The sequence below is a fragment of the Rhizobium sp. FG96 genome, assembly GCF_057808655.1.
Genome location: NZ_JBMDIL010000008.1, coordinates 98,872 through 121,047, shown reverse-complemented (window position 1 = coordinate 121,047; position 22,176 = coordinate 98,872). Strand labels below are relative to the sequence as shown.

The window sequence follows — 22,176 nt, the reverse complement described above, 5'->3', positions numbered from 1 at the left end:
CCCGAGCAACCCTTTGACTTCTGCGGCCGTCCTGTCCGATGATCGGGCAGGGCGGCCGCGGTTTTCGGAGGGTTGGATGCATGACCGGTTAATATCTCAGGCAAGGGCGATGAGGACGGCCGTTCTGGCGCTTGCGCTCCTGCCTGCTTTGGCCGGGCTCGCGATCGCCGCCGATGTGCCGCCGCAGAGCGCCAAGTCGAAGACCGAGGTCGAGACGCTGAGCTCCCGCTGGACCAAGCATTTCGCCGAGGCCGCGACGCCGGAAAAGCGGGCCGCCGCCTTCCGCAGCTTCATGGCCGACAACCCCGAACCGACCCGTGTGCAGATCCGCCATATGGATGCGGATGGCGTCGAGGCCGATCTCATCTGGCCGGCCCGCCTTCACCATCCGCTCGGCCGCCGCGGCATTCTCTATGTCCATGGCGGCGGTTTTCACGGTGGCTCGCCGCGCACGCACCGGCTGCTGGCGGGCTCGCTCGCCAAGGCGGCCTCGTCGGACGTGCTGCTGATCGATTACCGTCTGGTGCCGGAGGGGCGCTATCCGGCGCAGATCGACGATATCAGGACCGCCTATCGCTGGATGCTCGAAAACGGCTACGAGAGCGGCAATATCGTCGTCGCCGGTGATGGCACCGGCGCCAACTTGGCGCTCGAAGCGGTATTGCGGCAGAAGGCGGCTGGCCGCCAGCTTCCTGCAGCCTTCGTCGCCATCAGCCCGGTTTCCGATCTGTCCGCCAGCGGCGCCTCGATGCAGGCCAATGCCGCGACCGATCCGGTGATCAGCAAGGCGGTGATCGATGCGTTCGCCAAGCCCTATCTCGGCGCCACCGCGCCGCAGGATCCAGCCGTCTCGCCGCTTTTCGCCGATCTTTCCGGTCTGCCGCCGATGCTGCTGCAGGTATCCGGCAGCGAAGCGCTGCTCGACGACAGCCTGCGCCTTGCCGACAAGGCACGCCAGGCCGGTGTCGATGTGACGCTTGAAGTCTGGCCGGGCTTGATCCACGGCTGGCAGCTCTTCCCGCATCTGCTCGAGGATGCCGACAAATCCAACCAGCGCATCGCCGAATTCGCCATGCGCCATTTCGCCGACAGCCCGCAGCAATAACGCGGGCAGGAGACCGCCAATGACCAAGGCCGCCTATGTGCTCGGAATACTCTTGATCCTCGTCGGCCTCGTCTGGATGGGGCAGGGCAGCGGCTACTTCCCCTATCCCGCCGAGAGCTTCATGATCGACCAGACGCCCTGGATCTATTGGGGCGCGCTGGCCGCCATCGTCGGCGTCGTGGTGATCGCGCTCGCCAGACGGCGGGCCTAGGGCCGCTCCCTCATGCCTGTGCCTGTCACAGGAATCCAGCCACCGCTCGTCTGCGCGGTGGCTGACTCACGTCTCCACGCCCATGCCCCAATACTGGGCGCACTTGATCCCACTGAGACGCAAAGGGACCGAGGGGTGAATAATCTACTTGGTGCAGTTTCCTGCATTGTCCTTGGCCAAGCACTCATTGCAAAGCTCGCCGCTCGCAGGCTTCGTAGGGCGTTCGTCATAGTCTGACATCGGCCAGTTGCTGCAGTTGCGGCACCAATGCCAGGTATCTTTGCCGTTGCGCTTCCTGTAAGCCATCATTTCCTCCCGTCAGCGTTGAGTGACCCGAGGAACCTAAGCGAGAAAAGCCGCATGCTCCACGAACCAGCCACAGCCGCAAGGTGGTGGACGGCGAGAGGTCGATTGCATTGTTAGACGAGCCCCTCGATCGGCCGGCCGATGGCGAGCGATTTGCGCAGATTGGGATCGAGCCGCTCGGCATAGGCATGGTCGGGTGCAGCGCCGAGACCATCCAGCATCTTCGAGAAGAAGCAGCGCACGGCGGCCGCTGCCGTGATATCGAAAATCTCCGCATCCGAGAGCCCGTGCTTCTTCAGCGCGTCGACATCCTGCTGGTTGATACTGGTGGCGTCGCGCACCACCTTGGCGGCAAACGCCATGATCGCCCGCTCGCCCGCATCGACAGGCGCCTTCTCGCCGCCATCGGCGGTTGCCGCCAGCCCGTCATTGGTAAAGCCTTCGCGCAGCAGCACGGAACCGTGCGCCAGCATGCAATAGGAGGATTTCAGCTCCTTGGCGGCAGCCAGCGTCACCAGCTCGTAGCGCCTGAGCGTCATGTGGCTGCGGATGCTCGACAGCAGCGCGCCCCAATGCTCCATCACCTCCGGCCGGTGCCCGAAGGCGCGGTACATGTTCGGCAGATACCCGTAACTCGCCTCCGCCGCGGCATACATCGATGCCGTCTTGTCATTTGTGGATGCATCGGGAGTGTGAATGAAGGCCATGGCGCGATCCTCCGTTTCTGGTCCGCTCAGGATATTCCAGAATGGCCTTTTCGCCTATGCGCTTCGCGCGCCGGCGGTCACAGCAAGCGCTCAATCATGTGTATTCTTGGAAATTTGCCATTCGCCGTTTTCATCGACTTCGACGCGCTTGTTGCCGCGATAGAAGATCGGCTTCTTGGTCTTCTTGTCCATCGAGAACCGGCTCGGCGTAAACTTCTGGTCCTCACGGCCCTCATTCGCCAGCGCCAGCGCTTCCTTGAACTGCCCGTTCTTGCAAAGCGCGAGGAATTGTTTTTCGTCCATGATCCTACCCAAACTCAACCGGCTGTCTTGATGTCTGCATATGGCATGAAGCCGGCCGGTGTTTCTAGGCAAAAACAACACGCGCACAACGGCCAGCCCGCATCCCGAGGTGCGAAGGCGAAGCCGAAGCCTCGAAGGACGAGGGCGGGTTGTAGCTCCGGCACTCGCCATGGTAGCGTCCGTCGTCGGCATCGGAGCAGTCCATGGAAGTGACCGTCTACATCCTGCGATGCCGCGACGGCTCCTATTATACCGGGCTGACGAAGCAGAATATCGAAGCGCGCGTCTGGGAGCACAATGCTGGCGTCTATGACGGTTACACCGCCAAACGCCGGCCCGTCGAGTTGGTCTTCACCGAGACCTACGACCGCATTATCGATGCCATAGCGAGGGAGCGGCAGATCAAGGGCTGGTCGCGGCGCAAGAAGGAGGCGCTGATCGCCCTGAATTATGAGGCGTTGCCTAGTCTGTCGAAGCGCGGGCCGGTGTCGGTAAAGTAGGGGTGGTGGCCAGCTCCGATCCTTCGAGGCTGCGCCCTGCCGGCTTCGCACCTCAGGATGAGGCTGGAGTGGGTGTCGCGCTCCGCCTCGCGGCAAGAACCGAGACATCCAATAATTCAATTGCGACATGCCTGTCATCGGCCGGGCGCCACTGACTAGCCCTCATCCTGAGGTGCGGAAGCGAAGCCGGAGCCTCGAAGGTCGAGGGCGGGTGACGAGGCACCAGTGGCCAGCCCCGATCCTTCGAGGCTGCGCCCGTTGGGCTTCGCACCTCAGGATGAGGCTGGAGCGGGCGTTTTGCCTGCGACGGGCGACCAGACCTCTAGCAACTCACTCGCGGCATTGCTTCTTTCGGCCTAGCGCCCAACGACCAGCCCTCATCCTGAGGCGCGGAGGCGAAGCCGGAGCCTCGAAGGATGAGGGCGGGTGATGAGCGGCCGTGCCACGAAAACAAAAAGGGGCGCCGAAGCGCCCCTATCACATTCACTGTCCATCAAGAACTCAGCTGCAGCCGCTTGTCGCGCCGCACGTGTCGCACTTCTCGCAGGTGCCGTTGCGGACCATCGTGAAGTTCTGGCACTCGGAGCACATGTTGCCCGTGTAGCCCTGCATGATGGAGCGGGCGCGGCGTTCGGCTTCGACCTTCTTGGCTTCCGTCTTGGCGGTCGCAGCGTCGGCGGCGGCCTTGTCGGAGAAGAGGGCGGTGGCCTGCTGCTGGGCTTCGGAAGCGAGCTCTTCGGTCACTTCCTCGGCGATTTCCTCGGCCAGTTCCTTGGCGCGTTCCTCGTAATCGCGCTTGAAGGCGACGATTTCGGAGGTGGCGACGGCGGTTGCCGGTTCGAGCTTGCGGGCGGCAGAGCCAGCAAAGGCGGTGACCGTGCCGGCCGAGGAGGCGCGGACAGGCGTTGCTGCCGATGCGCCCTTCGGTTCGCCGACCAGGCGGTCGCCGGTGCCGGGAACGAGCGTCGGCTTGTAGCCGCGGGTCCAGCCGGTCGAGACGAGGTTGGTCTTGCCTTCCTGGATGCCCTTGCCGAGTGCCGTGTTCGAGAAGTCGGACGTATCGACATGCGCCAGGTCATGACGGCCGAGATAGGAGACGGCGAGTTCGCGGAACACGTAGTCGAGGATCGACGTGGCATTCTTGATCGCGTCGTTGCCGATGACCATGCCGGCCGGCTCGAACTTGGTGAAGGTGAAGGCTTCGACATATTCCTCGAGCGGCACGCCATACTGCAGGCCGAGCGAGATGGCGATCGCGAAGTTGTTCATCATCGCACGGAAAGCAGCGCCTTCCTTGTGCATGTCGATGAAGATTTCGCCAAGGCGGCCGTCACCGAATTCGCCGGTGCGCAGATAAACCTTGTGTCCGCCGACAGCTGCCTTCTGGGTGTAGCCCTGGCGGCGGTTCGGCAGCTTCTCGCGTTCGCGGGTCACGCGTTCGATAACACGCTCGATGATCTTCTCGGTGACCGTGACGGCCTGGGCCGCGACCGGCTGCTGCAGCAGCTCTTCGAGTGCATCCTCATCGGCTTCGTCTTCGATCAGCGAGGCGTTCAGCGGCTGCGACAGCTTGGAGCCGTCACGGTAGAGGGCGTTTGCCTTCAGGCCGAGCTTCCAGGAGAGCATGTAGGCGCTCTTGCAATCCTCGACGGTGGCGTCGTTCGGCATGTTGATCGTCTTGGAGATCGCACCCGAGATGAACGGCTGGGCAGCCGCCATCATGCGGATGTGGCTTTCGACCGAGAGATAACGCTTGCCGATCTTGCCGCACGGGTTGGCGCAATCGAAGACCGGCAGGTGCTCGTTCTTCAGGAACGGTGCGCCTTCCAGGGTCATCGCGCCGCAGACGTGAACGTTGGCGGCCTCGATCTCCTTCTTCGAAAAGCCCATGTGATCGAGCAGGTTGAAGCTCATGTCGGCGAGCTGCTCGTCGGAAACCTTCAGGGTGTCCTTGAGGAAATCTGTGCCGAGCGTCCACTGGTTGAAGACGAACTTGATGTCGAAGGCGTTCTTCAGCGCGGCGTTGACGGCTTCCACCTTCTCGTCGGTGAAGCCCTTGGTCTTCAGGGTCGAGGGGTTGACGCCGGGCGCCTGGTTCAGGTTGCCGTGGCCGACAGCGTAAGCTTCGATCTCGGCGATCTGCGCTTCGGAATAGCCGAGCGAACGCAGCGCATCCGGAACGGCGCGGTTGATGATCTTGAAGTAGCCGCCGCCGGCGAGCTTCTTGAACTTGACGAGTGCGAAGTCAGGCTCGATGCCCGTCGTGTCGCAGTCCATGACGAGGCCGATCGTGCCGGTCGGAGCGATGACCGAGACCTGCGCGTTGCGGTAGCCATGCTTCTCGCCGAGTTCGATCGCCTTGTCCCAGGCGCTCTTGGCGTGGGCGGCAAGGTCCTGATCCGGGTTTTCGGAATGGATCAGCGCGACCGGGTTGACCGACAGGGCCTCATAGCCTGAGGTCTCGCCGTAAGCGGCGCGGCGATGGTTGCGCATGACGCGCAGCATGCTCTCGCGGTTTGGCGCAAAGTTCGGGAACGGCCCGAGCTCGGAGGCCATTTCAGCCGAGGTTGCGTAGCAGATGCCGGTCATGATCGCGGTCAGCGAGCCGGCAATGGCGCGGCCTTCTGCCGAGTCATAGGGGATGCCGGAGGACATCAGCAGGCCGCCGATATTGGCGTAGCCGAGGCCGAGCGTGCGGTATTCGTAGGAGAGTTCGGCAATCCGCTTCGACGGGAACTGCGCCATCATGACCGAAACTTCGAGCACGACGGTCCAGAGGCGGACGGCGTGTTCGTAGTCGGCGATGTCGATACGCTTCGTTGCCTTGTCCTTGAACTGCAAGAGGTTCAGCGAAGCCAGATTGCAGGCCGTGTCGTCGAGGAACATGTATTCCGAGCACGGGTTCGAGCCGCGGATCTGGCCGCCGGCCGGCGAGGTGTGCCAGTCGTTCATCGTCGTGTTGAAGTGCAAGCCCGGATCGGCCGATGCCCAGGCGGCGTAGGAGATCGACTCCCAGAGGTCGCGGGCCTTCAGCGTCTTCATGACCTTGCCGTCCTTGCGGGCGGTCAGGTGCCAGTCGCCATCGTTTTCGACGGCGCGCAGGAAGTCGTCCTTGATCGAGACTGAGTTGTTGGAGTTCTGGCCCGAAACGGTGAGATAGGCTTCGCTATCCCAGTCCGTGTCGTAGGTCTTGAATTCCATGTCCGTGTAGCCCTGGCGGGCGAACTGGATGACGCGGCCGATATAGTTTTCCGGAACCTGGTCCTTCTTGGCAGCGCGGATTTCGCGCTTCAGGGCCGGGTTCTTGGCCGGGTCGAAGCACTCGCCGTCATCGCCGCCGTCGCAGTTGACGCAAGCCTTCATGATCGCCTTCAGATGCTTGGCGACGACCTTCGAGCCGGTGACGAGAGCGGCAACCTTCTGCTCTTCCTTGACCTTCCAGTTGATGTATTCCTCGATATCCGGATGGTCGATGTCGACGACGACCATCTTGGCCGCACGGCGGGTCGTGCCGCCCGACTTGATGGCGCCGGCAGCGCGGTCGCCGATCTTCAGGAAGCTCATCAGGCCGGAGGAGCGGCCGCCGCCGGAAAGCCTTTCGCCTTCGCCGCGCAGCATGGAGAAGTTGGAGCCGGTGCCGGAGCCGTACTTGAATAGGCGCGCTTCGCGCACCCAGAGGTCCATGATGCCGCCTTCGTTGACGAGGTCGTCTTCAACCGACTGGATGAAGCAGGCATGCGGCTGCGGATGTTCGTAGGCGGACTTCGACTTGGTCAGCTTGCCGGTGAACGGATCGACGTAATAGTGGCCCTGGCCCGGGCCGTCGATGCCGTATGCCCAATGCATGCCGGTGTTGAACCACTGCGGCGAGTTCGGGGCAACGCGCTGCGTGGCGAGCATGTAGGCGAGCTCGTCCTTGAATGCCGACGCATCTTCTTCCGAAGAGAAGTAGCCACCCTTCCAGCCCCAGTAGGTCCAGGTGCCGGCCAGGCGGTCGAAGACCTGACGGGCGTCGGTTTCCGAGCCGTACTGCTGATCCTTCGGCAGATCCTTCAGCGCTGCTTCATCGGCAACCGAGCGCCACAGGAACGACGGAACGTCGTTTTCCTCGACCTTCTTCAGGCGTGCGGGAACGCCGGCCTTGCGGAAATACTTCTGCGCCAGGATGTCGGCGGCGACCTGCGAAAACTGCGCGGGAACGTCGATGTTCTCGAGGCGGAAGACGATCGAACCGTCAGGGTTCTTGATCTCGCTGGTCGCCTTGCGGAATTCGATTTCCCCATAGGCACCTTGTTCCGCTTTCGTGAAACGCCGTTCAATGCGCATGTCGCCAACCTCTAATCTGCGCGCCCGTCCCCGATGACCAAGGCGCAAGTTTCCTCATCCGGCAGCGCGCCAGGAAGGGCGCAGCCAGTTCTCGTATCCGTATTGTGACAGGGGTGTCATCCGGAGATGTCCTTCCTGTATATTGTGGTGATGATGGCTGCTAGCACTAAATATAGTATTAACAGCTATTTTTCGCCAGCCCCAATGTCACTGCCGGGCGGTCAAAAATTTGCGCAAGGAATGCCACGCAGCGGTCATCCGTCATAGATGCAACGCCCTGATTCCACGCTTGAATTTTGAAGAGAACCGGCCTCGTTAATTCCGGTCCAGTTGCCGCCGCAACATCGGATCCCATTAAGTTTGAAACACGCGATTCCGTCAAGGGGTGGTTTTTAACGAAGCGTTCACCACAACATATTGTGGATGGGGCTGTGGACACTGGGGAAAAGCCTGGAGGCCTTGTTTTTCAAGGGCTTGGCGCGGTCAAGCCGGGAAATGATACCGATGTCATCAAAAAAACACGAAATTTTAAATCTAGCGATGGTGTTTCGTCGGCAAATCGGTCTAGCGATTCGAAACACGAAGAAGCTTCAGATTGCGTCCAGCGCGATCGTCACGGTGGCGATGCCGATGGCCTTGCCGGTCTCGTCCCGGATCGTGAAACTCGCTTGTGTTTCAAGGATTTGCGTCACGTCATCGCGCTCGGCGCGGTCGATGAAGGTCTCGTCCGAATCACGCGCGAAGGTTCGGAGGTATTTGTTCTCGTCGCCCTGCCAGTAATCCATCGTCGTGCGGCTCTCGCCGACATTCAATCCATTCTTGTCGGTGACGAAGAACTCGATGATGACGCCCTGGGAATTGTCCTGCTTCGATTTCAGATAGCGGGAGACCGGGTTCATCATCAGCTTCGAGATCATCTGGAACTGGCCGGTCTCGACCTCGGAGCGGTAGGTGCCGTCCAGAACCTGGATATCGGTCTTGCTGACATCGCCGAAGCGGACGTTCTGGTCCTTGATGGCTTTCAGAACGACGGGATTGTTGACCATCGGCCGGACCACGGTATCCACATATTCGCGCACGACGGAGATATAGGCAGGTTCGGCATAGGACGGCGCGGGCAGCGCAAATGGCGAGATCGAAAGCCCTGAAGCCGCGACCGCAATGACCCAACCCCCGTAGCGCATTGCCCTTCCTTGCTGCGCGCCTGACGGCACGCGGTTGCCCATATAGTCTATGCAGCGGGGGGCATGTTTTCCGGCGCGCCCTGATGCCGGTAAACTGTGGATGCCCTTGCCGAGCACCCACTATACATTCGCAATATTACTAAGATAACAATCAATACCCGCAGCGGCTGCTGCTTCGGATATTATCATCTTTAGGTTTATTTCGGGCCTTTTGCAATCGGCTCCTGATAGGTGAAGCCCATATCCCACGGGAAATAGATCCACGTATCCTGGCTGACTTCCGTGACAAAGGTATCAACGGTCGGCACGCCCTGGGGCTTGGCGTAGACGCAGGCGAAATGCGCCTTCGGCAGCATGCCGCGCACCTGGGCCGCCGTCTTGCCGGTGTCGGTCAGGTCGTCGATGACGAGAATGCCTTCGCCGCCATTTTCCTGCAGCTCGGGCGCGATGCCCTTCAGGACGACCATGTCACCCTGGTTCACATAGTCGTGGTAGGAGGCGACGCAGACTGTCTCGATCAGGCGGATGTTGAGCTCGCGGCAGATGATCGCTGCCGGAACCAGGCCGCCGCGGGTGATGCAGACGATGCCTGTGAATTCCTTGTTCAATCCTGCGATCCGCCAGGCGAGCGCGCGCGCATCGCGGTGAAACTGGTCCCAGGAAACGGGAAAGGCTTTATCGGGAAGGGACATGGGACTGCTCCGCGGCATGATGGAAACCGCCGGCGACCTCAGGGCGACCACAAACGCAAATCGCGCAGCCGGAGCTGCGCGAATGATTGCCGGGGCCCGTCACCGGTCGCCTGAAATAGCGGCATTTGCGGCCGGAACGCAAGTCCCGGCACGCAATCATCAACGGGATAGCAGCGTCAGCGCCGTCATCGACTGCAAGAGGGACTTGGTCGTGCCGCCAAAGATCGTCTGCCAGAGCCAGGAATGCGTATAGGCGCCCATCACCAGAAGATCGATGCTGTTGTCGGAAAGCCGGTTCTCGATCACCGACGACGCGCTCTTGCTGGCGCTCTCGGCAGTCGCAAGCGTCGCGTTGACGCCATGGCGGGCGAGGGTGGCGGCGATATCGGCGCCGGCGAGACCGGCACTCTGCGTTGCGCTGTCGACAGGATCGACGGAGAAGATCTCTACCGCATCGGCGCCCTTGAGGATCGGCAGCGCGTCGAATGTGGCGCGGGCCGCTTCCTTCGAGCCGTTCCAGGCGATCAGCACCCGCTTGATCGGCTTCGGGTTGCGGATGATGTAGGGGATCATCAGCACCGGGCGGCCGCTTTCAAACAGGAAGTTGTCGACATCGACATGGCTGTCGGAGGGCCGCGCCGGATCGGCCTGCGAGGCGATCAGCAGATCGGCGCTGCGGGCGGTTTCGATCAGCGGCGCCGAGCCGTAGCCGGTCGAGGTGGCGAAGCTGCGCCACTCGAAGGAGACGCCGCTCGCCGCCGCCTTCTGTTTGAAGATCCGCTCGACCTCAATGGTCTCCGAATGCGCCATGTCCTGCAGCGCCTGCACCGCGACGGGATCGGGAATCTCCATCGGCGCCACCAGCGGCACGGCCGAGATCGTCTCGGCATGCAGCCCGATCACATGCGCGCCGTGGGCAGCAGCAAGCGTCATCGCAAAATCGGCGACGGCACCGCTGTTATCGGCAGTATCGAGAATGGCGAGTATGGTTTTGTAGGACATATCAAATTCTCCTTGGGCGGCTGAAATGAACTTCCGCATGAAAAGAATGCGTTGGCCTGCGTTGCGGTTCCTTGACTGAGATCAATGGTTTGAGAGGAGAGGGGCTGGGGCTTACGCTTCCGCCGAATGGTTCTCGGCAATTTCCTTGGCCTTGCGGATATCCTCGATCATCGCCTCGACATCCTTGCCGGCAGCCTCGATGACATCCTGCGAGCGGCCGCGCACGACGATCTCGGTCGAGAATTTCTGGCCGACATAGCGCGGATAGGAGCCGATGCTGGTTTCCGGGTGCGCCTTCTGGATAGCCGCGAGCGGCGTGCCGATATCGCCTTCGCCGTAAGGGCAGGCGATAGCCAGCGACAGAACCTTGGCACCGGTCTTCAGTGTCGGCAGCACATTGCCGATCATCGCCTGGAACACCTGCGGCACCCCGGCTATCACATAGACATTGCCGATGATGAAGCCCGGCGCCGTCGAGACCGGGTTCTCGATATGGGCGGCACCGCGTGGCATCCGCGCCATGCGCTGGCGTGCTTCGGTGAATTCCAGTTCGCGGCGCTTGTACATGTCTCCGAGCAGGGACATCGCTTTCGCATCATGCTCGCAGGGCAGGCCGAAAGCCTTTGAAACCGCGTCCGCGGTGATATCGTCATGGGTCGGGCCGATGCCGCCGGAGGTGAAGACATATTCGTAGCGGGCGCGCAGCGCATTCAGCGCCTCGACGATTGCATCCTCCTCGTCGGCAACGATGCGGACTTCCTTGAGGTCGATGCCCGACAAAGTCAGCAGATCGGCGAGATAGCCGATATTCTTGTCCTTGGTGCGGCCCGAAAGCAGTTCGTCGCCGATGGCGAGCATGGCGGCGGTAACGATGGTCTGATTGGTCATGGAAAACGTCCGGAATGAAATGGGTCCGCTATAGGTAGCGCCGATTTCCCCGCTTGCAAATGCGGCTGAACGGTAAAGCAATATCACAAAAATAAGACAGCAAGCACTTTCGCGTCTCCGCTGAGTGAACAGTGAGTTCTTGCCGGAAGGGATGCGCCATCACCGCCGCGCTGATAGAACCATCGCCGGTTTAATGCACATCAACCCAGACGGAGCTTGAAAATGGCAAAAGTCCTCGTTCTCTACTATTCGGCTTACGGCCACATCGAAACCATGGCCTATGCCGTTGCTGAAGGCGCGAAGTCGGCTGGTGCCGACGTAACCGTCAAGCGCGTTCCGGAACTCGTGTCGGAAGAAGTCGCCAAGGCTTCCTACTACAAGCTCGACCAGAAGGCTCCGATCGCAACGGTAGACGAACTCACAGAATATGACGCGATCATCGTCGGCGCCGGCACCCGCTTCGGCACTGTTGCCTCGCAGATGCGCAATTTCTGGGATCAGACCGGCGGTCTGTGGTTTGGCGGCAAGCTCGTCGGCAAGGTCGGCTCGATGTTCACCTCGTCCGCTACGCAGCACGGTGGCCAGGAATCGACGATCCTCGGCTTCGTGCCGACCTTCCTGCATCACGGCATGGCCTATGTCGGCCTTCCCTACGCTTTCCAGGGCCAGATGGGCACCGAAGAAGTCAAGGGTGGCTCGCCCTACGGCGCGTCGACGATCACCAACGGTGACGGCTCGCGCCAGCCTTCCGAGATCGAACTCGAAGGTGCACGCTTCCAGGGCGCCCATGTCGCCAAGATCGCTGCGAAGCTCGCCTAAGCTTCATACGGCCTGAAAAATTGAAAACGGCGCGGCCCGAGGCTGCGCCGTTTTCACGTCTTCGTGCGGGCGGCGTTTTGGCGCATTCCATGCGTATATGATAAAATCATAAGGAGACGCGTAAGGAGGCCCTGATGGACCGCTATATGATGAAACTGCTGGCTTGCGTGATCGCCGGGCTGTTGTGCCTTTCGGTGATCCTTCTCGCGCTCACCATCGATTTCGACGGTAAGGACGATGAAAGCGCCAAGCTGAAGACGGGTTCACCCGCCGAGATTGTGAAGTTGCGAAGCTAACGCGAAGAACGAAACCGCGACAACCGCCGTTGCAAACAGGCAGGCCATCGTCGTCTTATAGAATTTCAAACGCTTCGTTCTGACGCCATCCCAATCGTAAACCACCGTCTTACTCCCACAAGACTAGCTTTACCCATACGCCGCATCGTCATTCTTGCATGCTGAACCCGGCATTCAACCGCCCGGGTCTCGTTTTCCCCGGTATACAAGCACATTCGAACAGCATGATAAAGCCTTCGGCAAATCACCCGCTTGCTCAAAAATGGGGCAATCGCCGCTGACACCCTGAGCGAAGCTCCTATATGGCTGAATGAAAAGGAGATTCGCCGATGCGCGCCATTGTCCCGCTGATGCTTTTGCTGGCTCTCGCGAGCTGCAACGCGACGATGCCGCCGCCCGAACCGATGCGTGGCAGCCTGACTTATGGCGGCCGGGTGGTCTATTATGAGGCGGCGCCCGGCCATGTCGTCGACCACGAATTCCCCGATAAGTTCGGCTATCGCGTCTTCGAGAAATATGTCGTCCAGCCCGATTGCACGCTGAAACTGATCTCGCGCCGCACCGGTTCCGACTACTGGAAGATTCGCCACTGGTGAGATCGGCGGTTTGACTTCACCGCCATCCGCGCCAGCTTTCGGGCAGATCCCGCCCACGGAGTTTCGCGCCATGGTGACAAGAATTGCCAAATGCACCTGCGGCCAGCTGCAGATCACGGTCGAGGGCGAGCCGCTGGGCGTCGGCGTCTGCCACTGCTTCGCCTGCCAGAGCCGCACCGGCAGCGTCTTCGCCGCCCTCGCAGCCTTCGGCCCTGGCTACAAGGTAATCGGCCGCGCCACCGATTATGTCCGCACCGGCGATCAGGGCGCCAAATTCCGCTTCCGCTTCTGCCCGGTCTGCGGCACCAATCTCTATCATACGGAAGAAGGCGGGGATCACCGCTCGGTCGGCATCGCCGTCGGCGCCTTCGCCGACCCCGATTTCCCGCCGCCCCGGGATTCTGTCTACGACTGCCGCAGGCACCGCTGGGTGCAACTGCCCGAAGGCATCACCGTCTACGACAAGGATCCGGAGTGAACGCTTGGTGCGGGCGGCGGGGATCGAACCCGCATAGCCTAAGGCCGAGGGATTTTAAGTCCCTTGCGTCTACCAGTTTCGCCACGCCCGCAGCGCGCGCTACTCAATCAACGACATCAGCGATTCAGTCAAGGGCGGCGCTGGAGGAGGCGGGTTCGGCGGGGGCCGATTTGCATGCGTTGATTATTAAGCCGTGGATTGAAGGCGGCCCCCTTGAAAAGAGTGCATACCATTCAAATCTAAGTTGCATTGTAACCTAATTTGGAGGTTTTCATGCAAAGTTTCAGAGCGGCAACGCAGTACAATGACTACACTGGGACCGTGGCCGCCGATCGCAGCGACAATTTGAGCTTCGGCGACCTTCTTGTGGAGCGCGGCCTGAAGCACGCCGACGAGCATGTCGTGGGCTTCGAAATTGTCTTTAATGAAAACAGTGGCCAAGCAATTCCAAATCCGGGGATCGTTGCCTTCGTTGGCCAGGGAAGCAGCATTGCCGAGGTTGCTCAACAGATGGAAAATGGCGGCTCGTTCAAGCTCCGAGCGATTGAAGTAGATTTGTCAATTGCTGATTTTTTCCGGTACTTCAAGCGCTTTAATGTGATGCTCTCTAACAGCAGCCTGAAGCTCAATGATGCCGAATTCGAAACTGTGTAGCGTTAAGAGCTTCCTTATTTGGTGCGCTAGCTGCCAGCGAAGACCAACGGCTTGATTGCTGTTCATATCCAGCTTCGGACCAAAGTCCCTTGCGTCTACCAGTTTCGCCACGCCCGCAGCGCGCTACTCAATCAACGACATCAGCGATTCAGTCAAGGGCGGCGCTGGAGGAGGCGGGTTCGGCGGGGGCTTTGGGCGCGGCCTTGCGGGCGCGGATTTTCAGGAGGCCATGGGCGGCCATGGCGCCGATGGCAGCACCTATGCCCTTGATGATGCCGTCATGCAGGCGGGCGTGGCGGGTCGGCGAGAAATATTGCAGCGCCTCGATGGCGATCGCGCCGAAGGCTAGCAGCAGCACGATCAGCTTCCACTGCTTGGGATAGCCGAGCACGAAGATGAAGCCGGTCACGGCATAGGTGAGCGCCCGGTCAAAATCGACGGTGGTCACGGTGTGCGGGCGCAGGCCGATCGGGGAGATCGTGACGAAGACGATGCCGGCCAGCACCAGCCAGGCCAGCGGCCTCATGAATTTCGGTGTTATCATCCTGTCATATTAGCAGGGCGCGCCGCGTGGTGCACTGCAAAAAGCCGTGTCCACCGCGTGTTCGGCGGCTGAGCTTAAGAAATGCTTTCGCGAAGGGCGAACCGGCTTGCCCGGTTTGAGGCTTTCTTTCGGGCGCCGCTCTGTGCCATAGCGGGCGGGCGAAATGAGGAATGGACCGATGACCGTCAACCGTCAGGATGTTGAAAAGGCCGAGGAAGCGCTGCGCAGCCTTTTCCCGGCTACGCCGCTGCAGCTCAATGATCATCTTTCGGCACGCTATGGCGCCGATATCTGGCTGAAGCGCGAAGACCTTTCTCCGGTCCGTTCCTACAAGATCCGCGGCGCCTTCAATTTCTTCCGCAAGGCGATCGCCGAAGGCGGCGAGGGGCGCACCTTCGTCTGCGCCTCGGCCGGCAATCACGCTCAGGGCTTCGCCTTCGTTTGCCGTCATTTCGGCGTGCCGGGCGTCGTCTTCATGCCGGTGACGACGCCGCAGCAGAAGATCGACAAGACCCGCATGTTCGGCGCCGAATTCATCACCATCAAGCTCTACGGCGACTTCTTTGACCAATGCTACCAGGCAGCGCGCGATCACGCGGAGCAGGCGGGTGGCGTCATGGTGCCGCCCTTCGATCATGAGGATATCATCGAGGGGCAGGCGACTGTCGCAGCCGAGGTCATGCAGCAGCTGCCGGATGGCAAGGTGCCCGACATGATTGTCATGCCTGTCGGCGGCGGCGGTCTGGCAGCCGGCATCACCGGCTATCTCGACGGCATCGTCGCAAAATCAGGCTTCGTCTTCACCGAGCCCGCGGGTGCCGCGAGCCTGAAGCGCAGCATCGAGGCAGGCGAACCGGTAACGCTCGCCAAAGTCGACAATTTCGTTGATGGCGCGGCCGTTGCCCGTATCGGCGATCTGAACTTCGCGGCGCTCAAGGATTTCCGGGCGGATCAGGTGATGCTGATGCCGGAGAACGCGATCTGCGTGACGATCTCCGAAATGCTGAATGTCGAGGGCGTCGTGCTCGAGCCGGCAGGTGCCCTGTCGCTGACGGCGCTGGCGTCGATGAACCCGGAAGATATCCACGGCAAGACAATCGTTGCCGTCGTCTCCGGCGGCAATTTCGATTTCGAGCGCCTGCCTGATGTCAAGGAGCGCGCCATGCGCTATGCCGGCCTGAAGAAATACTTCATCCTGCGGCTTGCCCAGCGCCCCGGCGCACTGCGCGATTTCCTCAATCTGCTCGGTCCCGACGACGATATCGCCCGCTTTGAATATCTGAAGAAGACGGCGCGCAATTTCGGCTCGATCCTGATCGGCATCGAAACAAAGGCGCCCGAGAATTTCGCGACGCTGGTCGAAAATTTCGAGAAGTCGGGCATGGGATTCGAGGACATCACCGAAAATGAGATCCTGGCAAACCTCATCATTTGACTTTGCGGCAGCAAGTCCCCCGTGTTAAAGGCGAAACATGGCTTCGATATTTTCCAGCATTTTCTCGATGTTCTCCGGCGGCGCAAAGCCCAGCGAAGGCGGCGGCAGCAGCGCCAAGTCGGCAGAGCCGCAGCTCTACGGAGACTGCGCGATCTATGCCGAACCGCAGAAGGAAGGCGGCCAGTATCGCCTTGCCGGCCGCATCGAAAAGACATCCGGCGATGAGGTGCTTGTGCGCACTTTCATCCGTGCCGACATGTTCTCCTCGCTCGACGATGCCAACGAATGCACGGTGCGCAAGGCCCAGCAGATCATCGATCAGCACGGCGCCTCGCTCTTCGGAGACGGTGTCAAGCAGCGTCAGGTCTAAATCCACAAGCGGCTGCTTTGTCACTTAATTTTAAGTGATTGCCGTCAAAGGTGCTGCGAAAGGAATCGCAGGATCATTTCGTGGTTGTTGCAGCCCGTCCCAAGACCGGAATGAAGCGCCGCTGGCAGTTCTGCCAGGGCAGGGTTTCCGGCGCATGATAGAGGCCACCAATCTCGGTCTCTTCGTTCTTGAAGCCATCGGCTACCTCGGGCTGATGGTGACACTCCTGCATTTCCGCAATCGCCTCGGCCTCGGTGTGTTCGTCACCGCTCTCGGCGTCATGCATTTCATGGAAACCTATCTGGCGGCGGTCTTCTACGTGAACCTGCCGTTCGGCGTCGCGTCGCCCGGTTCGTCGGTCTTCTTCGCCGGCAAGCTGATGATGATCCTGATGCTCTATCTGCAGGAGGATGCCTCGACAGTCCGCCAGCCGATCTACGGCCTGTTCATCGGCAACCTGCTGACGGTGGCGATCGCCTGGATCCTGCAACTGCATCACACGATCGAGATGTCGCCGGGGAACGAAGCGGATTTCGGTTTCCTGAAGGAAATGGGATGGCTGATGATCTGGGGTACCGCCATCCTCTATCTCGATTCCATCGGCATCATCCTGCTCTATGAGCGGCTCGGCCGCTATATCAAGCGGAAGGTCATCCTGCGCTTCATGATCTGCGGCTTCGTGCTGCTGACGTTTGACCAGGTAGGCTTCTTCGGCGGCCTGCATTATTTCCTCGGCGTGCCGCTGTCGGCCTTCTGGGATGGCTGGAAGGCGAAGATGTTCGCCGTCTGCGTCTACACCGTGCTGTTTGCGCTCTACGAGATCTACGTCCGCCGCGACGGCGTGCCGGCCGCCGCCCGCTCGATCAGCGACGTCTTCGGCGACCTGACCTTCCGCGAGCGCTACAACGATCTCCTCGACCGCACCGGCCGCGATATCCTGACCGGTGTCTATGACCGCAGCCGCATGGAGCTGGAAGCGCCGGTGATGATCCGCGAGGCGCAGCGCCAGGGTCTCTACGGCACCGTGATCATCATCGATGCCGACCACTTCAAGGATGTGAACGACAATTTCGGCCACCTGCAGGGCGACGAGGTGCTGAAGGCGATCGCCGGACGGCTCGGCACCATCCTGCGCTCGGCCGACCGGGTCTTCCGCTTCGGCGGCGAGGAGTTCGTCGCCGTCTGCCCGGGAACGGATCATGAGGAAGGCCTGATCGTCGCAGAGCGGTTGCGCTGGACGATCGCGACGAGCGTCAAGACCCCGGATGGCAAGCCCGTCACCGTCAGCATCGGCGTCGCCACCGCCGACGAGGACGGCGTCAGCTTCACCACCGTTCTCGCTGCCGCCGACGACCGGCTCTACCAGGCAAAGAAAAGCGGCCGCAACTGCGTTGTCGGCCGCTCCGGTCTCGTCAAGGTCGGCTGACCTTTCAAATCATGGGCAAAGAAAAACGGCCGGTAATGAACCGGCCGTTTTCCTCGAATATGCGTTGCGCCGATTAGGCTGCGAGCGCGATCTCTTCGGCGCGAGCCTTGGCCGCACCGATTGCCTTTTCGGCAGCTTCCGGACCGAAGGCCAGGCCTTCGACATAGATGGTCTCGACATCGGCGATGCCCAGGAAGCCGAGAACCGACTTCAGGTACGGGACGGCGTGGTTCATGCCGGCGGCCGGACCCTGCGAATAGACGCCGCCCGAAGCGAGAACGACATAGACCTTCTTGCCGGTAGCGAGGCCGACCGGGCCGCTTTCCGTGTACTTGAAGGTACGGCCGGCGCGGGCGACGTTGTCGATCCAGGTCTTCAGCGACGAGTAGATATTGAAGTTGATGAGGCCGGTGCCGATGACGACGGTGTCGGCGGCGAGCAGTTCGTCAACCAGAGCGTCGGAAGTCTTGACCGCTTCGGCTTCCTGCGCGGTGCGCTGGTCTGCGGGCTTGCGGATCGCGGCGGTGAAGAGGTCGTCGATATGCGGCAGCGGGTTGGCGGCGAGGTCGCGGCGAACGACGACGCTACCTGCGTTCTGGGCGGCGATCTTGTTGGCGAGATCGGCGGCGATCGTGGTCGACAGCGATTCAGCACGCGGGCTGGAGGTCAGAAGAAGGATGGAAGACATGGCAGGCTCCTCATTTCGAATTGGGTTTGCCGTGGCTGTCAGGGAGGTTCGCCGCGGCTTCGAGGAGAGAAATAGGACTGGCCTGCTATCGAAAAAACTGGGATAATATAGATCGAAACTATCGATGGATTAGATATGCTCCCGAACCCGACGCTGGACCAGTTGCAGGTGTTTCTGACCGTTGCCGATAGCGGCAGCTTCTCCGCCGCCTCGCGCCTTCTGAACCGCGCGCAGTCAGTCATCAGCTACACGATCGCCAATCTCGAGGCGCAGCTGGAGGTCGAGCTTTTCGAGCGTTCCGGCGCCCGCCAGCCGAAGCTGACCAAGGCCGGCCATGCGATGCTGGCCGATGCCCGCCGGCTTGTCGCCGATCTCGAAGTCATGCGTGCCCGCGTGAAAAACCTGAAAGAGGGGCTGGAAGCCGAACTCTCGATCGCCATTAGCGTCATGGTGCCGTCGCAGGCCGTCGTGATGGTGCTGCGCGAGTTCCGCACCAAATTCCCGTCGGTGACTGTCAACCTGATGGTCGGCGAGCTCGGCGAAGTCATGAACATGGTGGCAACCGGGGAAGCGACCGTCGGCATCGGCGGCGCGCTGATGAAGCAGGACGATACGCTGGTTGCCGAGCGCATCGGCCATTCCTTCATGATCCCCGTCGCAGCACCTTTCCATCCGCTCGCGAAGCTTCGCCGTCCGTTGACGCTTTCGGATGTGCGCGAAGAGGTTCAGATGGTGGTGCGCGATACCTCGGGCATCACCAACGGGCGCGATTTCAACGTGCTCTCCTACCGGACCTGGCGGGTCAGCGACATCGCTATCAAGCACCAGCTGATTGCAGGCGGCCTCGGCTGGGGCGGCCTGCCGGCTTCGGTCTCACGCGACGACCTGAATTCCGGCAAGCTGGTGCAGCTCGATCTTCCTGCCTACGAGCAGGGCGAATATCCGATCTACAGCCTGCACAAGATCGCCAATCCCCCGGGACCGGCGACGGCTTGGCTGATCGACCGCTTCCGTAATCTCCTGTCCATGTGCCCGAGCCACAGTGAATTCCAGGAGCAGCTTGCCGCGCTGACCTCGATGCAGGAAGCGGCAGAATAGGCCGGCGTTACCGCCGGCCCTGTCGTCGGTAAATCTCAGAGCACCAGCCGGAACTTGGCAAAGCCTTCTGCGGCGTCGCCGGCTTCCTCGATCTTGGCGCCCTTGACGTCGGCCATGAACTGTTTGGCCTTCGGTCCGCTTTCGAAGACGGCCGTGGTGCCGGGCAGGGGCTTGAAGGTCCAGTTGCCGTCGGCTGACGGGTTGATCGTGCCCTGGTCGTGGATGAAGCGGACGATGACGTCGCGGTTCGTATCCGGCGCCTGGAACACCACCTTGTCGGCAGCGATATCCGGGAAATGACCGCCGCCGCCGGCGCGATAGTTGTTGGTCACCACCACGAATTTTTGCTTCGGATCGATCGGCTTGCCGTCGAACTGCAGGTTCTGGATGCGGTTCGATGCTTCGTTCACGGCCTTGCCGTCATTGTCGTATTTGCGCGGCTGGGACAGGTCGATCTGGTAGGTCACGCCGTCGATGACATCGAAATTGTAGGACGGGAATTCGTTGTTCAGCAGCGGAGCGTCCTTGGAGCCCGGCTTCACCTCGTTGAACATCCCGGCCGACATTTCGAGCCAGTTTTTCACCTGCTCGCCATTGATGACGACGGCCTGCACGGTGTTCGGATAGAGATAGAGGTCGGCGACATTCTTGATCGCCACGTCGCCCGCGGGAACGTCGGTATAGTAGTCGGCACCGTTGCGGCCGCCGGCCTTGAAGGGCGCTGCCGCGGAGAGAACCGGCAGATCCTTGAATTCGGTATCGGCGAGCATCTGCTTGATGTACCAGGTCTGCGCCTTACTGACAATCTGCACCGAGGGGTCGTCGGCGACGAGTGAGAAGTAGGAATAGAGCGGCGCCGATGTCTTGCCGACGGGGGTGCGGACATAGGCGAGGGTCGCCTCATGCTCGGCCTTGGCGGCTTCGACGACTTCCTTCTTGTCGGCAACGTCGGCGACCACCTTCTTCTTGTCGTCGCGGTGATAGATCGGCCGCGCCTCGGCGGTGAAATCGACGATCTTCCAGCTCTTGCCGTCCTTTTCGAGCAGCAGGTCGATCAGGCCGAGATGCGAGCCCCAGAAGCCGGCCATGACGGTTGGCTTGCCGTGCAGCGTGCCCTTGACCGGATCGGCATTGGCAATGCCGTCCCAGGTCTTCGGGCCGGGGAAGACCAGATGCTGGTGGCCGGTGAAGATCGCATCGATGCCGTCGACAGCGGCGAGGTAAAGCGAGGCATTTTCCATCTTCTCTGATGGTGCCGCGCCGTCGATACCGGAATGGGAAAGCGCGATGACGATATCGGCACCTTCCTCCTTCATGACAGGCACCCAGGCCTTGGCAGCCTCGACGATATCGCGCGTCTGCGCCTTGCCTTCGAGATTCTTGATGTCCCAGAGCATGATCTGCGGCGGCACGAAGCCGATGAAGCCGATCTTGACCGGGCTCTCGTTGCCGGCGCCGTCCTTGATCTGCTTTTCGACGGTCATGTAAGGCTTGAAGAACAGGTCGTCCTTCTTGGGATCGGCGGCAAGCTGTCCCTTGGTCAGGTTGGCGCATACGAACGGGAAGTTCGCGCCGCCGAGCACCTTGAACATGAAATCGAGGCCGTAATTGAACTCGTGATTCCCGAGCGTGCCGACCGTATAGCCGAGCGTATTCATCGCCTTGATGACCGGGTGGACGTCGCCATCCTTCATACCGTGCTGATAGGCCATGTAATCGCCCATCGGGTTGCCCTGCAGCACGTCGCCATTATCGATCAGCAGCGAATTGGCGGCCTCGGCACGGATCGAATCGATGATCGTCGCGGTGCGCGAGAGGCCCATCGTGTCGTTCGGCTTGTCGGCGTAATAGTCGTAGGGGAAGACGTTGACGTGGATATCCGTCGTTTCCATCAGCCGGAGATGCGCCTGGTTGGCGGCGGCGCGGGCGGCGAAGGGATGGAGCAGGACGAGGGCCGAGGTGGCAGCGATTCCGCTCAGCAGCGACCTGCGGCTGATCGGGTGCAAATCGAGAATGGAAGACATCAAAACACTCCTTCAAAAATCACGCAACGCCCAGCCCGGGGTCGAACGTAGAATGATTTGCACGGGAGTGCATCCGTAAAATGACAGTGGGCGCGCCCGTTCTGTCGAGCGCGCCCACTGCCGTTCAACTCTCTGTGTCGTCTAGCGCGCCAGCACCGGCTTCACGTCTCTGTGGAAGAAACGGAAGTAGGAGGCGACCTGCGCGCGGGCGTTGGAATTGGGGTCGAAGTGGATGCCGAGGCGGCCGTTGTGGCTCCAGCGGATGATGCCTTCGAGCGAACCGAGATCCTCGGCTTCGATGCGCACTCTGCTGCCGGATGCGGCGGCAACCGGTGTCCTGAGGTCGACGGCGATACCTGTCGTCGACAGGTTGACGATACGGGCGTCGATCTCCTGGTTCAGGTAACGCAGCTTGCCGAAGAGACGGCAATACTTGCGCTCCGACTTGCGGGTGATGATGTTGAGATTGCGTTGCATGCAGGGTCTCCGAAAATATACTGCAGAGACCGTAGCAACGAAAAATT

The 22,176-nt window shown here is 61.0% G+C and carries 23 protein-coding genes and 1 tRNA gene; 12 read left to right on the top strand and 12 right to left on the bottom strand.

Annotation, left to right across the window (positions count from 1 at the left end; all coding sequences use genetic code 11):
* Positions 1-109: 109 nt before the first annotated feature.
* Both ACODR6_RS17510 and ACODR6_RS17505 read left to right on the top strand, forming a co-directional pair.
* On the top strand, positions 110-1,105 hold the full coding sequence (locus tag ACODR6_RS17510; RefSeq protein WP_489023280.1) for an alpha/beta hydrolase: 996 nt from the start codon (positions 110-112) through the stop codon (positions 1,103-1,105).
* A 19-nt stretch (positions 1,106-1,124) separates the two neighbouring features.
* On the top strand, positions 1,125-1,316 hold the full coding sequence (locus ACODR6_RS17505; protein WP_203429011.1) for a hypothetical protein: 192 nt from the start codon (positions 1,125-1,127) through the stop codon (positions 1,314-1,316).
* Positions 1,317-1,735: 419 nt separating this feature from the next.
* Here ACODR6_RS17505 and ACODR6_RS17500 read toward each other — a convergent pair whose 3' ends face one another.
* Both ACODR6_RS17500 and ACODR6_RS17495 read right to left on the bottom strand, forming a co-directional pair.
* A complete protein-coding gene (locus ACODR6_RS17500) occupies positions 1,736-2,329 on the bottom strand; it encodes a carboxymuconolactone decarboxylase family protein (RefSeq protein ID WP_489023278.1) in 594 nt (197 codons plus the stop codon).
* A gap of 90 nt (positions 2,330-2,419) precedes the next feature.
* Positions 2,420-2,632, bottom strand: coding sequence for a hypothetical protein (locus tag ACODR6_RS17495; RefSeq protein WP_112711510.1), 213 nt, complete (start codon positions 2,630-2,632; stop codon positions 2,420-2,422).
* Positions 2,633-2,835: 203 nt separating this feature from the next.
* On the opposite strand from ACODR6_RS17495, the gene ACODR6_RS17490 reads away from it, so the two are divergent.
* Positions 2,836-3,132 (top strand): GIY-YIG nuclease family protein, encoded by a 297-nt coding sequence (locus tag ACODR6_RS17490; protein ID WP_489023276.1) that lies wholly within the window; start codon positions 2,836-2,838, stop codon positions 3,130-3,132.
* Positions 3,133-3,633: 501 nt separating this feature from the next.
* Here the strand turns inward: ACODR6_RS17490 and ACODR6_RS17485 are convergent.
* From ACODR6_RS17485 to ACODR6_RS17465, 5 genes are all read right to left on the bottom strand, one after another.
* Positions 3,634-7,458 (bottom strand): vitamin B12-dependent ribonucleotide reductase, encoded by a 3,825-nt coding sequence (locus ACODR6_RS17485; protein WP_489023274.1) that lies wholly within the window; start codon positions 7,456-7,458, stop codon positions 3,634-3,636.
* A gap of 590 nt (positions 7,459-8,048) precedes the next feature.
* Positions 8,049-8,642 (bottom strand): hypothetical protein, encoded by a 594-nt coding sequence (locus tag ACODR6_RS17480; RefSeq protein ID WP_489023272.1) that lies wholly within the window; start codon positions 8,640-8,642, stop codon positions 8,049-8,051.
* 197 nt (positions 8,643-8,839) lie between these two features.
* Complete coding sequence (gpt, locus tag ACODR6_RS17475) at positions 8,840-9,334, bottom strand: xanthine phosphoribosyltransferase (protein WP_112711515.1); 495 nt, start codon at positions 9,332-9,334, stop codon at positions 8,840-8,842.
* Positions 9,335-9,493: 159 nt separating this feature from the next.
* Positions 9,494-10,336: a universal stress protein gene (locus ACODR6_RS17470; RefSeq protein WP_130278479.1), complete on the bottom strand. Its 843-nt coding sequence runs from the start codon at positions 10,334-10,336 to the stop codon at positions 9,494-9,496.
* A gap of 111 nt (positions 10,337-10,447) precedes the next feature.
* Positions 10,448-11,224, bottom strand: coding sequence for a competence/damage-inducible protein A (locus ACODR6_RS17465; RefSeq protein ID WP_489023269.1), 777 nt, complete (start codon positions 11,222-11,224; stop codon positions 10,448-10,450).
* A gap of 222 nt (positions 11,225-11,446) precedes the next feature.
* Between ACODR6_RS17465 and wrbA the strand changes: the two genes are divergently transcribed.
* From wrbA to ACODR6_RS17445, 4 genes are all read left to right on the top strand, one after another.
* Entirely contained in the window at positions 11,447-12,043 is a 597-nt protein-coding gene (gene wrbA / locus ACODR6_RS17460) for an NAD(P)H:quinone oxidoreductase type IV (RefSeq protein ID WP_112711518.1), read from the top strand.
* Positions 12,044-12,177: 134 nt separating this feature from the next.
* Positions 12,178-12,339 (top strand): hypothetical protein, encoded by a 162-nt coding sequence (locus ACODR6_RS17455; protein ID WP_489023268.1) that lies wholly within the window; start codon positions 12,178-12,180, stop codon positions 12,337-12,339.
* Positions 12,340-12,668: 329 nt separating this feature from the next.
* Entirely contained in the window at positions 12,669-12,935 is a 267-nt protein-coding gene (locus ACODR6_RS17450; protein WP_489023266.1) for a hypothetical protein, read from the top strand.
* 70 nt (positions 12,936-13,005) lie between these two features.
* Positions 13,006-13,413, top strand: coding sequence for a GFA family protein (locus ACODR6_RS17445; RefSeq protein ID WP_489023264.1), 408 nt, complete (start codon positions 13,006-13,008; stop codon positions 13,411-13,413).
* A gap of 5 nt (positions 13,414-13,418) precedes the next feature.
* On the opposite strand, the gene ACODR6_RS17440 is transcribed toward ACODR6_RS17445, so the two are convergent.
* Positions 13,419-13,504, bottom strand: a tRNA-Leu gene (locus tag ACODR6_RS17440).
* Between the two features lie 182 nt (positions 13,505-13,686).
* On the opposite strand from ACODR6_RS17440, the gene ACODR6_RS17435 reads away from it, so the two are divergent.
* Positions 13,687-14,067 carry a hypothetical protein gene (locus ACODR6_RS17435; protein WP_489023262.1) on the top strand — a complete coding sequence of 127 codons (381 nt, stop codon included), beginning with the start codon at positions 13,687-13,689 and terminating at the stop codon, positions 14,065-14,067.
* Positions 14,068-14,215: 148 nt separating this feature from the next.
* Here the strand turns inward: ACODR6_RS17435 and ACODR6_RS17430 are convergent, their stop codons facing one another.
* On the bottom strand, positions 14,216-14,611 hold the full coding sequence (locus ACODR6_RS17430) for a VanZ family protein (protein WP_489023260.1): 396 nt from the start codon (positions 14,609-14,611) through the stop codon (positions 14,216-14,218).
* Positions 14,612-14,789: 178 nt separating this feature from the next.
* Here ACODR6_RS17430 and ilvA point away from each other — a divergent pair, with 178 nt between their 5' ends.
* The 3 genes from ilvA to ACODR6_RS17415 all read left to right on the top strand — a co-directional run bounded on the left by ilvA (position 14,790) and on the right by ACODR6_RS17415 (position 17,842).
* On the top strand, positions 14,790-16,046 hold the full coding sequence (ilvA, locus tag ACODR6_RS17425; RefSeq protein ID WP_489023258.1) for a threonine ammonia-lyase: 1,257 nt from the start codon (positions 14,790-14,792) through the stop codon (positions 16,044-16,046).
* A 37-nt stretch (positions 16,047-16,083) separates the two neighbouring features.
* On the top strand, positions 16,084-16,416 hold the full coding sequence (locus ACODR6_RS17420) for an HlyU family transcriptional regulator (RefSeq protein WP_489023256.1): 333 nt from the start codon (positions 16,084-16,086) through the stop codon (positions 16,414-16,416).
* A 157-nt stretch (positions 16,417-16,573) separates the two neighbouring features.
* The gene (locus tag ACODR6_RS17415; protein WP_489023483.1) at positions 16,574-17,842 is read left to right on the top strand and encodes a GGDEF domain-containing protein; all 1,269 of its coding nucleotides are present in this window, start codon (positions 16,574-16,576) and stop codon (positions 17,840-17,842) included.
* A 73-nt stretch (positions 17,843-17,915) separates the two neighbouring features.
* Here ACODR6_RS17415 and ACODR6_RS17410 read toward each other — a convergent pair whose 3' ends face one another.
* Positions 17,916-18,530: an FMN-dependent NADH-azoreductase gene (locus ACODR6_RS17410; protein ID WP_112711538.1), complete on the bottom strand. Its 615-nt coding sequence runs from the start codon at positions 18,528-18,530 to the stop codon at positions 17,916-17,918.
* Between the two features lie 135 nt (positions 18,531-18,665).
* Between ACODR6_RS17410 and ACODR6_RS17405 the strand changes: the two genes are divergently transcribed.
* Positions 18,666-19,628, top strand: a complete 963-nt coding sequence (locus ACODR6_RS17405) for a LysR family transcriptional regulator (protein WP_112711539.1) — start codon at positions 18,666-18,668, stop codon at positions 19,626-19,628.
* 35 nt (positions 19,629-19,663) lie between these two features.
* Here the strand turns inward: ACODR6_RS17405 and ACODR6_RS17400 are convergent, their stop codons facing one another.
* Both ACODR6_RS17400 and ACODR6_RS17395 read right to left on the bottom strand, forming a co-directional pair.
* The gene (locus ACODR6_RS17400) at positions 19,664-21,652 is read right to left on the bottom strand and encodes a bifunctional 2',3'-cyclic-nucleotide 2'-phosphodiesterase/3'-nucleotidase (protein ID WP_489023254.1); all 1,989 of its coding nucleotides are present in this window, start codon (positions 21,650-21,652) and stop codon (positions 19,664-19,666) included.
* 141 nt (positions 21,653-21,793) lie between these two features.
* Complete coding sequence (locus ACODR6_RS17395) at positions 21,794-22,129, bottom strand: PilZ domain-containing protein (protein ID WP_112711541.1); 336 nt, start codon at positions 22,127-22,129, stop codon at positions 21,794-21,796.
* Positions 22,130-22,176 lie beyond the last annotated feature (47 nt).

Bases quoted from the DNA above. Each gene is read 5' to 3' on its own strand.
- ACODR6_RS17435 (WP_489023262.1), top strand. From the start codon at position 13,687: ATGCAAAGTTTCAGAGCGGCAACGCAGTACAATGACTACACTGGGACC.
- ACODR6_RS17420 (WP_489023256.1), top strand. From the start codon at position 16,084: ATGGCTTCGATATTTTCCAGCATTTTCTCGATGTTCTCCGGCGGCGCA.
- ilvA (WP_489023258.1), top strand. From the start codon at position 14,790: ATGACCGTCAACCGTCAGGATGTTGAAAAGGCCGAGGAAGCGCTGCGC.
- ACODR6_RS17465 (WP_489023269.1), bottom strand. From the start codon at position 11,224: ATGACCAATCAGACCATCGTTACCGCCGCCATGCTCGCCATCGGCGAC.
- ACODR6_RS17430 (WP_489023260.1), bottom strand. From the start codon at position 14,611: ATGATAACACCGAAATTCATGAGGCCGCTGGCCTGGCTGGTGCTGGCC.
- ACODR6_RS17510 (WP_489023280.1), top strand. From the start codon at position 110: ATGAGGACGGCCGTTCTGGCGCTTGCGCTCCTGCCTGCTTTGGCCGGG.
- wrbA (WP_112711518.1), top strand. From the start codon at position 11,447: ATGGCAAAAGTCCTCGTTCTCTACTATTCGGCTTACGGCCACATCGAA.
- ACODR6_RS17445 (WP_489023264.1), top strand. From the start codon at position 13,006: ATGGTGACAAGAATTGCCAAATGCACCTGCGGCCAGCTGCAGATCACG.
- ACODR6_RS17410 (WP_112711538.1), bottom strand. From the start codon at position 18,530: ATGTCTTCCATCCTTCTTCTGACCTCCAGCCCGCGTGCTGAATCGCTG.
- ACODR6_RS17480 (WP_489023272.1), bottom strand. From the start codon at position 8,642: ATGCGCTACGGGGGTTGGGTCATTGCGGTCGCGGCTTCAGGGCTTTCG.
- ACODR6_RS17490 (WP_489023276.1), top strand. From the start codon at position 2,836: ATGGAAGTGACCGTCTACATCCTGCGATGCCGCGACGGCTCCTATTAT.
- ACODR6_RS17500 (WP_489023278.1), bottom strand. From the start codon at position 2,329: ATGGCCTTCATTCACACTCCCGATGCATCCACAAATGACAAGACGGCA.
- ACODR6_RS17455 (WP_489023268.1), top strand. From the start codon at position 12,178: ATGGACCGCTATATGATGAAACTGCTGGCTTGCGTGATCGCCGGGCTG.
- gpt (WP_112711515.1), bottom strand. From the start codon at position 9,334: ATGTCCCTTCCCGATAAAGCCTTTCCCGTTTCCTGGGACCAGTTTCAC.
- ACODR6_RS17505 (WP_203429011.1), top strand. From the start codon at position 1,125: ATGACCAAGGCCGCCTATGTGCTCGGAATACTCTTGATCCTCGTCGGC.
- ACODR6_RS17495 (WP_112711510.1), bottom strand. From the start codon at position 2,632: ATGGACGAAAAACAATTCCTCGCGCTTTGCAAGAACGGGCAGTTCAAG.
- ACODR6_RS17400 (WP_489023254.1), bottom strand. From the start codon at position 21,652: ATGTCTTCCATTCTCGATTTGCACCCGATCAGCCGCAGGTCGCTGCTG.
- ACODR6_RS17405 (WP_112711539.1), top strand. From the start codon at position 18,666: ATGCTCCCGAACCCGACGCTGGACCAGTTGCAGGTGTTTCTGACCGTT.
- ACODR6_RS17470 (WP_130278479.1), bottom strand. From the start codon at position 10,336: ATGTCCTACAAAACCATACTCGCCATTCTCGATACTGCCGATAACAGC.
- ACODR6_RS17395 (WP_112711541.1), bottom strand. From the start codon at position 22,129: ATGCAACGCAATCTCAACATCATCACCCGCAAGTCGGAGCGCAAGTAT.
- ACODR6_RS17485 (WP_489023274.1), bottom strand. From the start codon at position 7,458: ATGCGCATTGAACGGCGTTTCACGAAAGCGGAACAAGGTGCCTATGGG.
- ACODR6_RS17450 (WP_489023266.1), top strand. From the start codon at position 12,669: ATGCGCGCCATTGTCCCGCTGATGCTTTTGCTGGCTCTCGCGAGCTGC.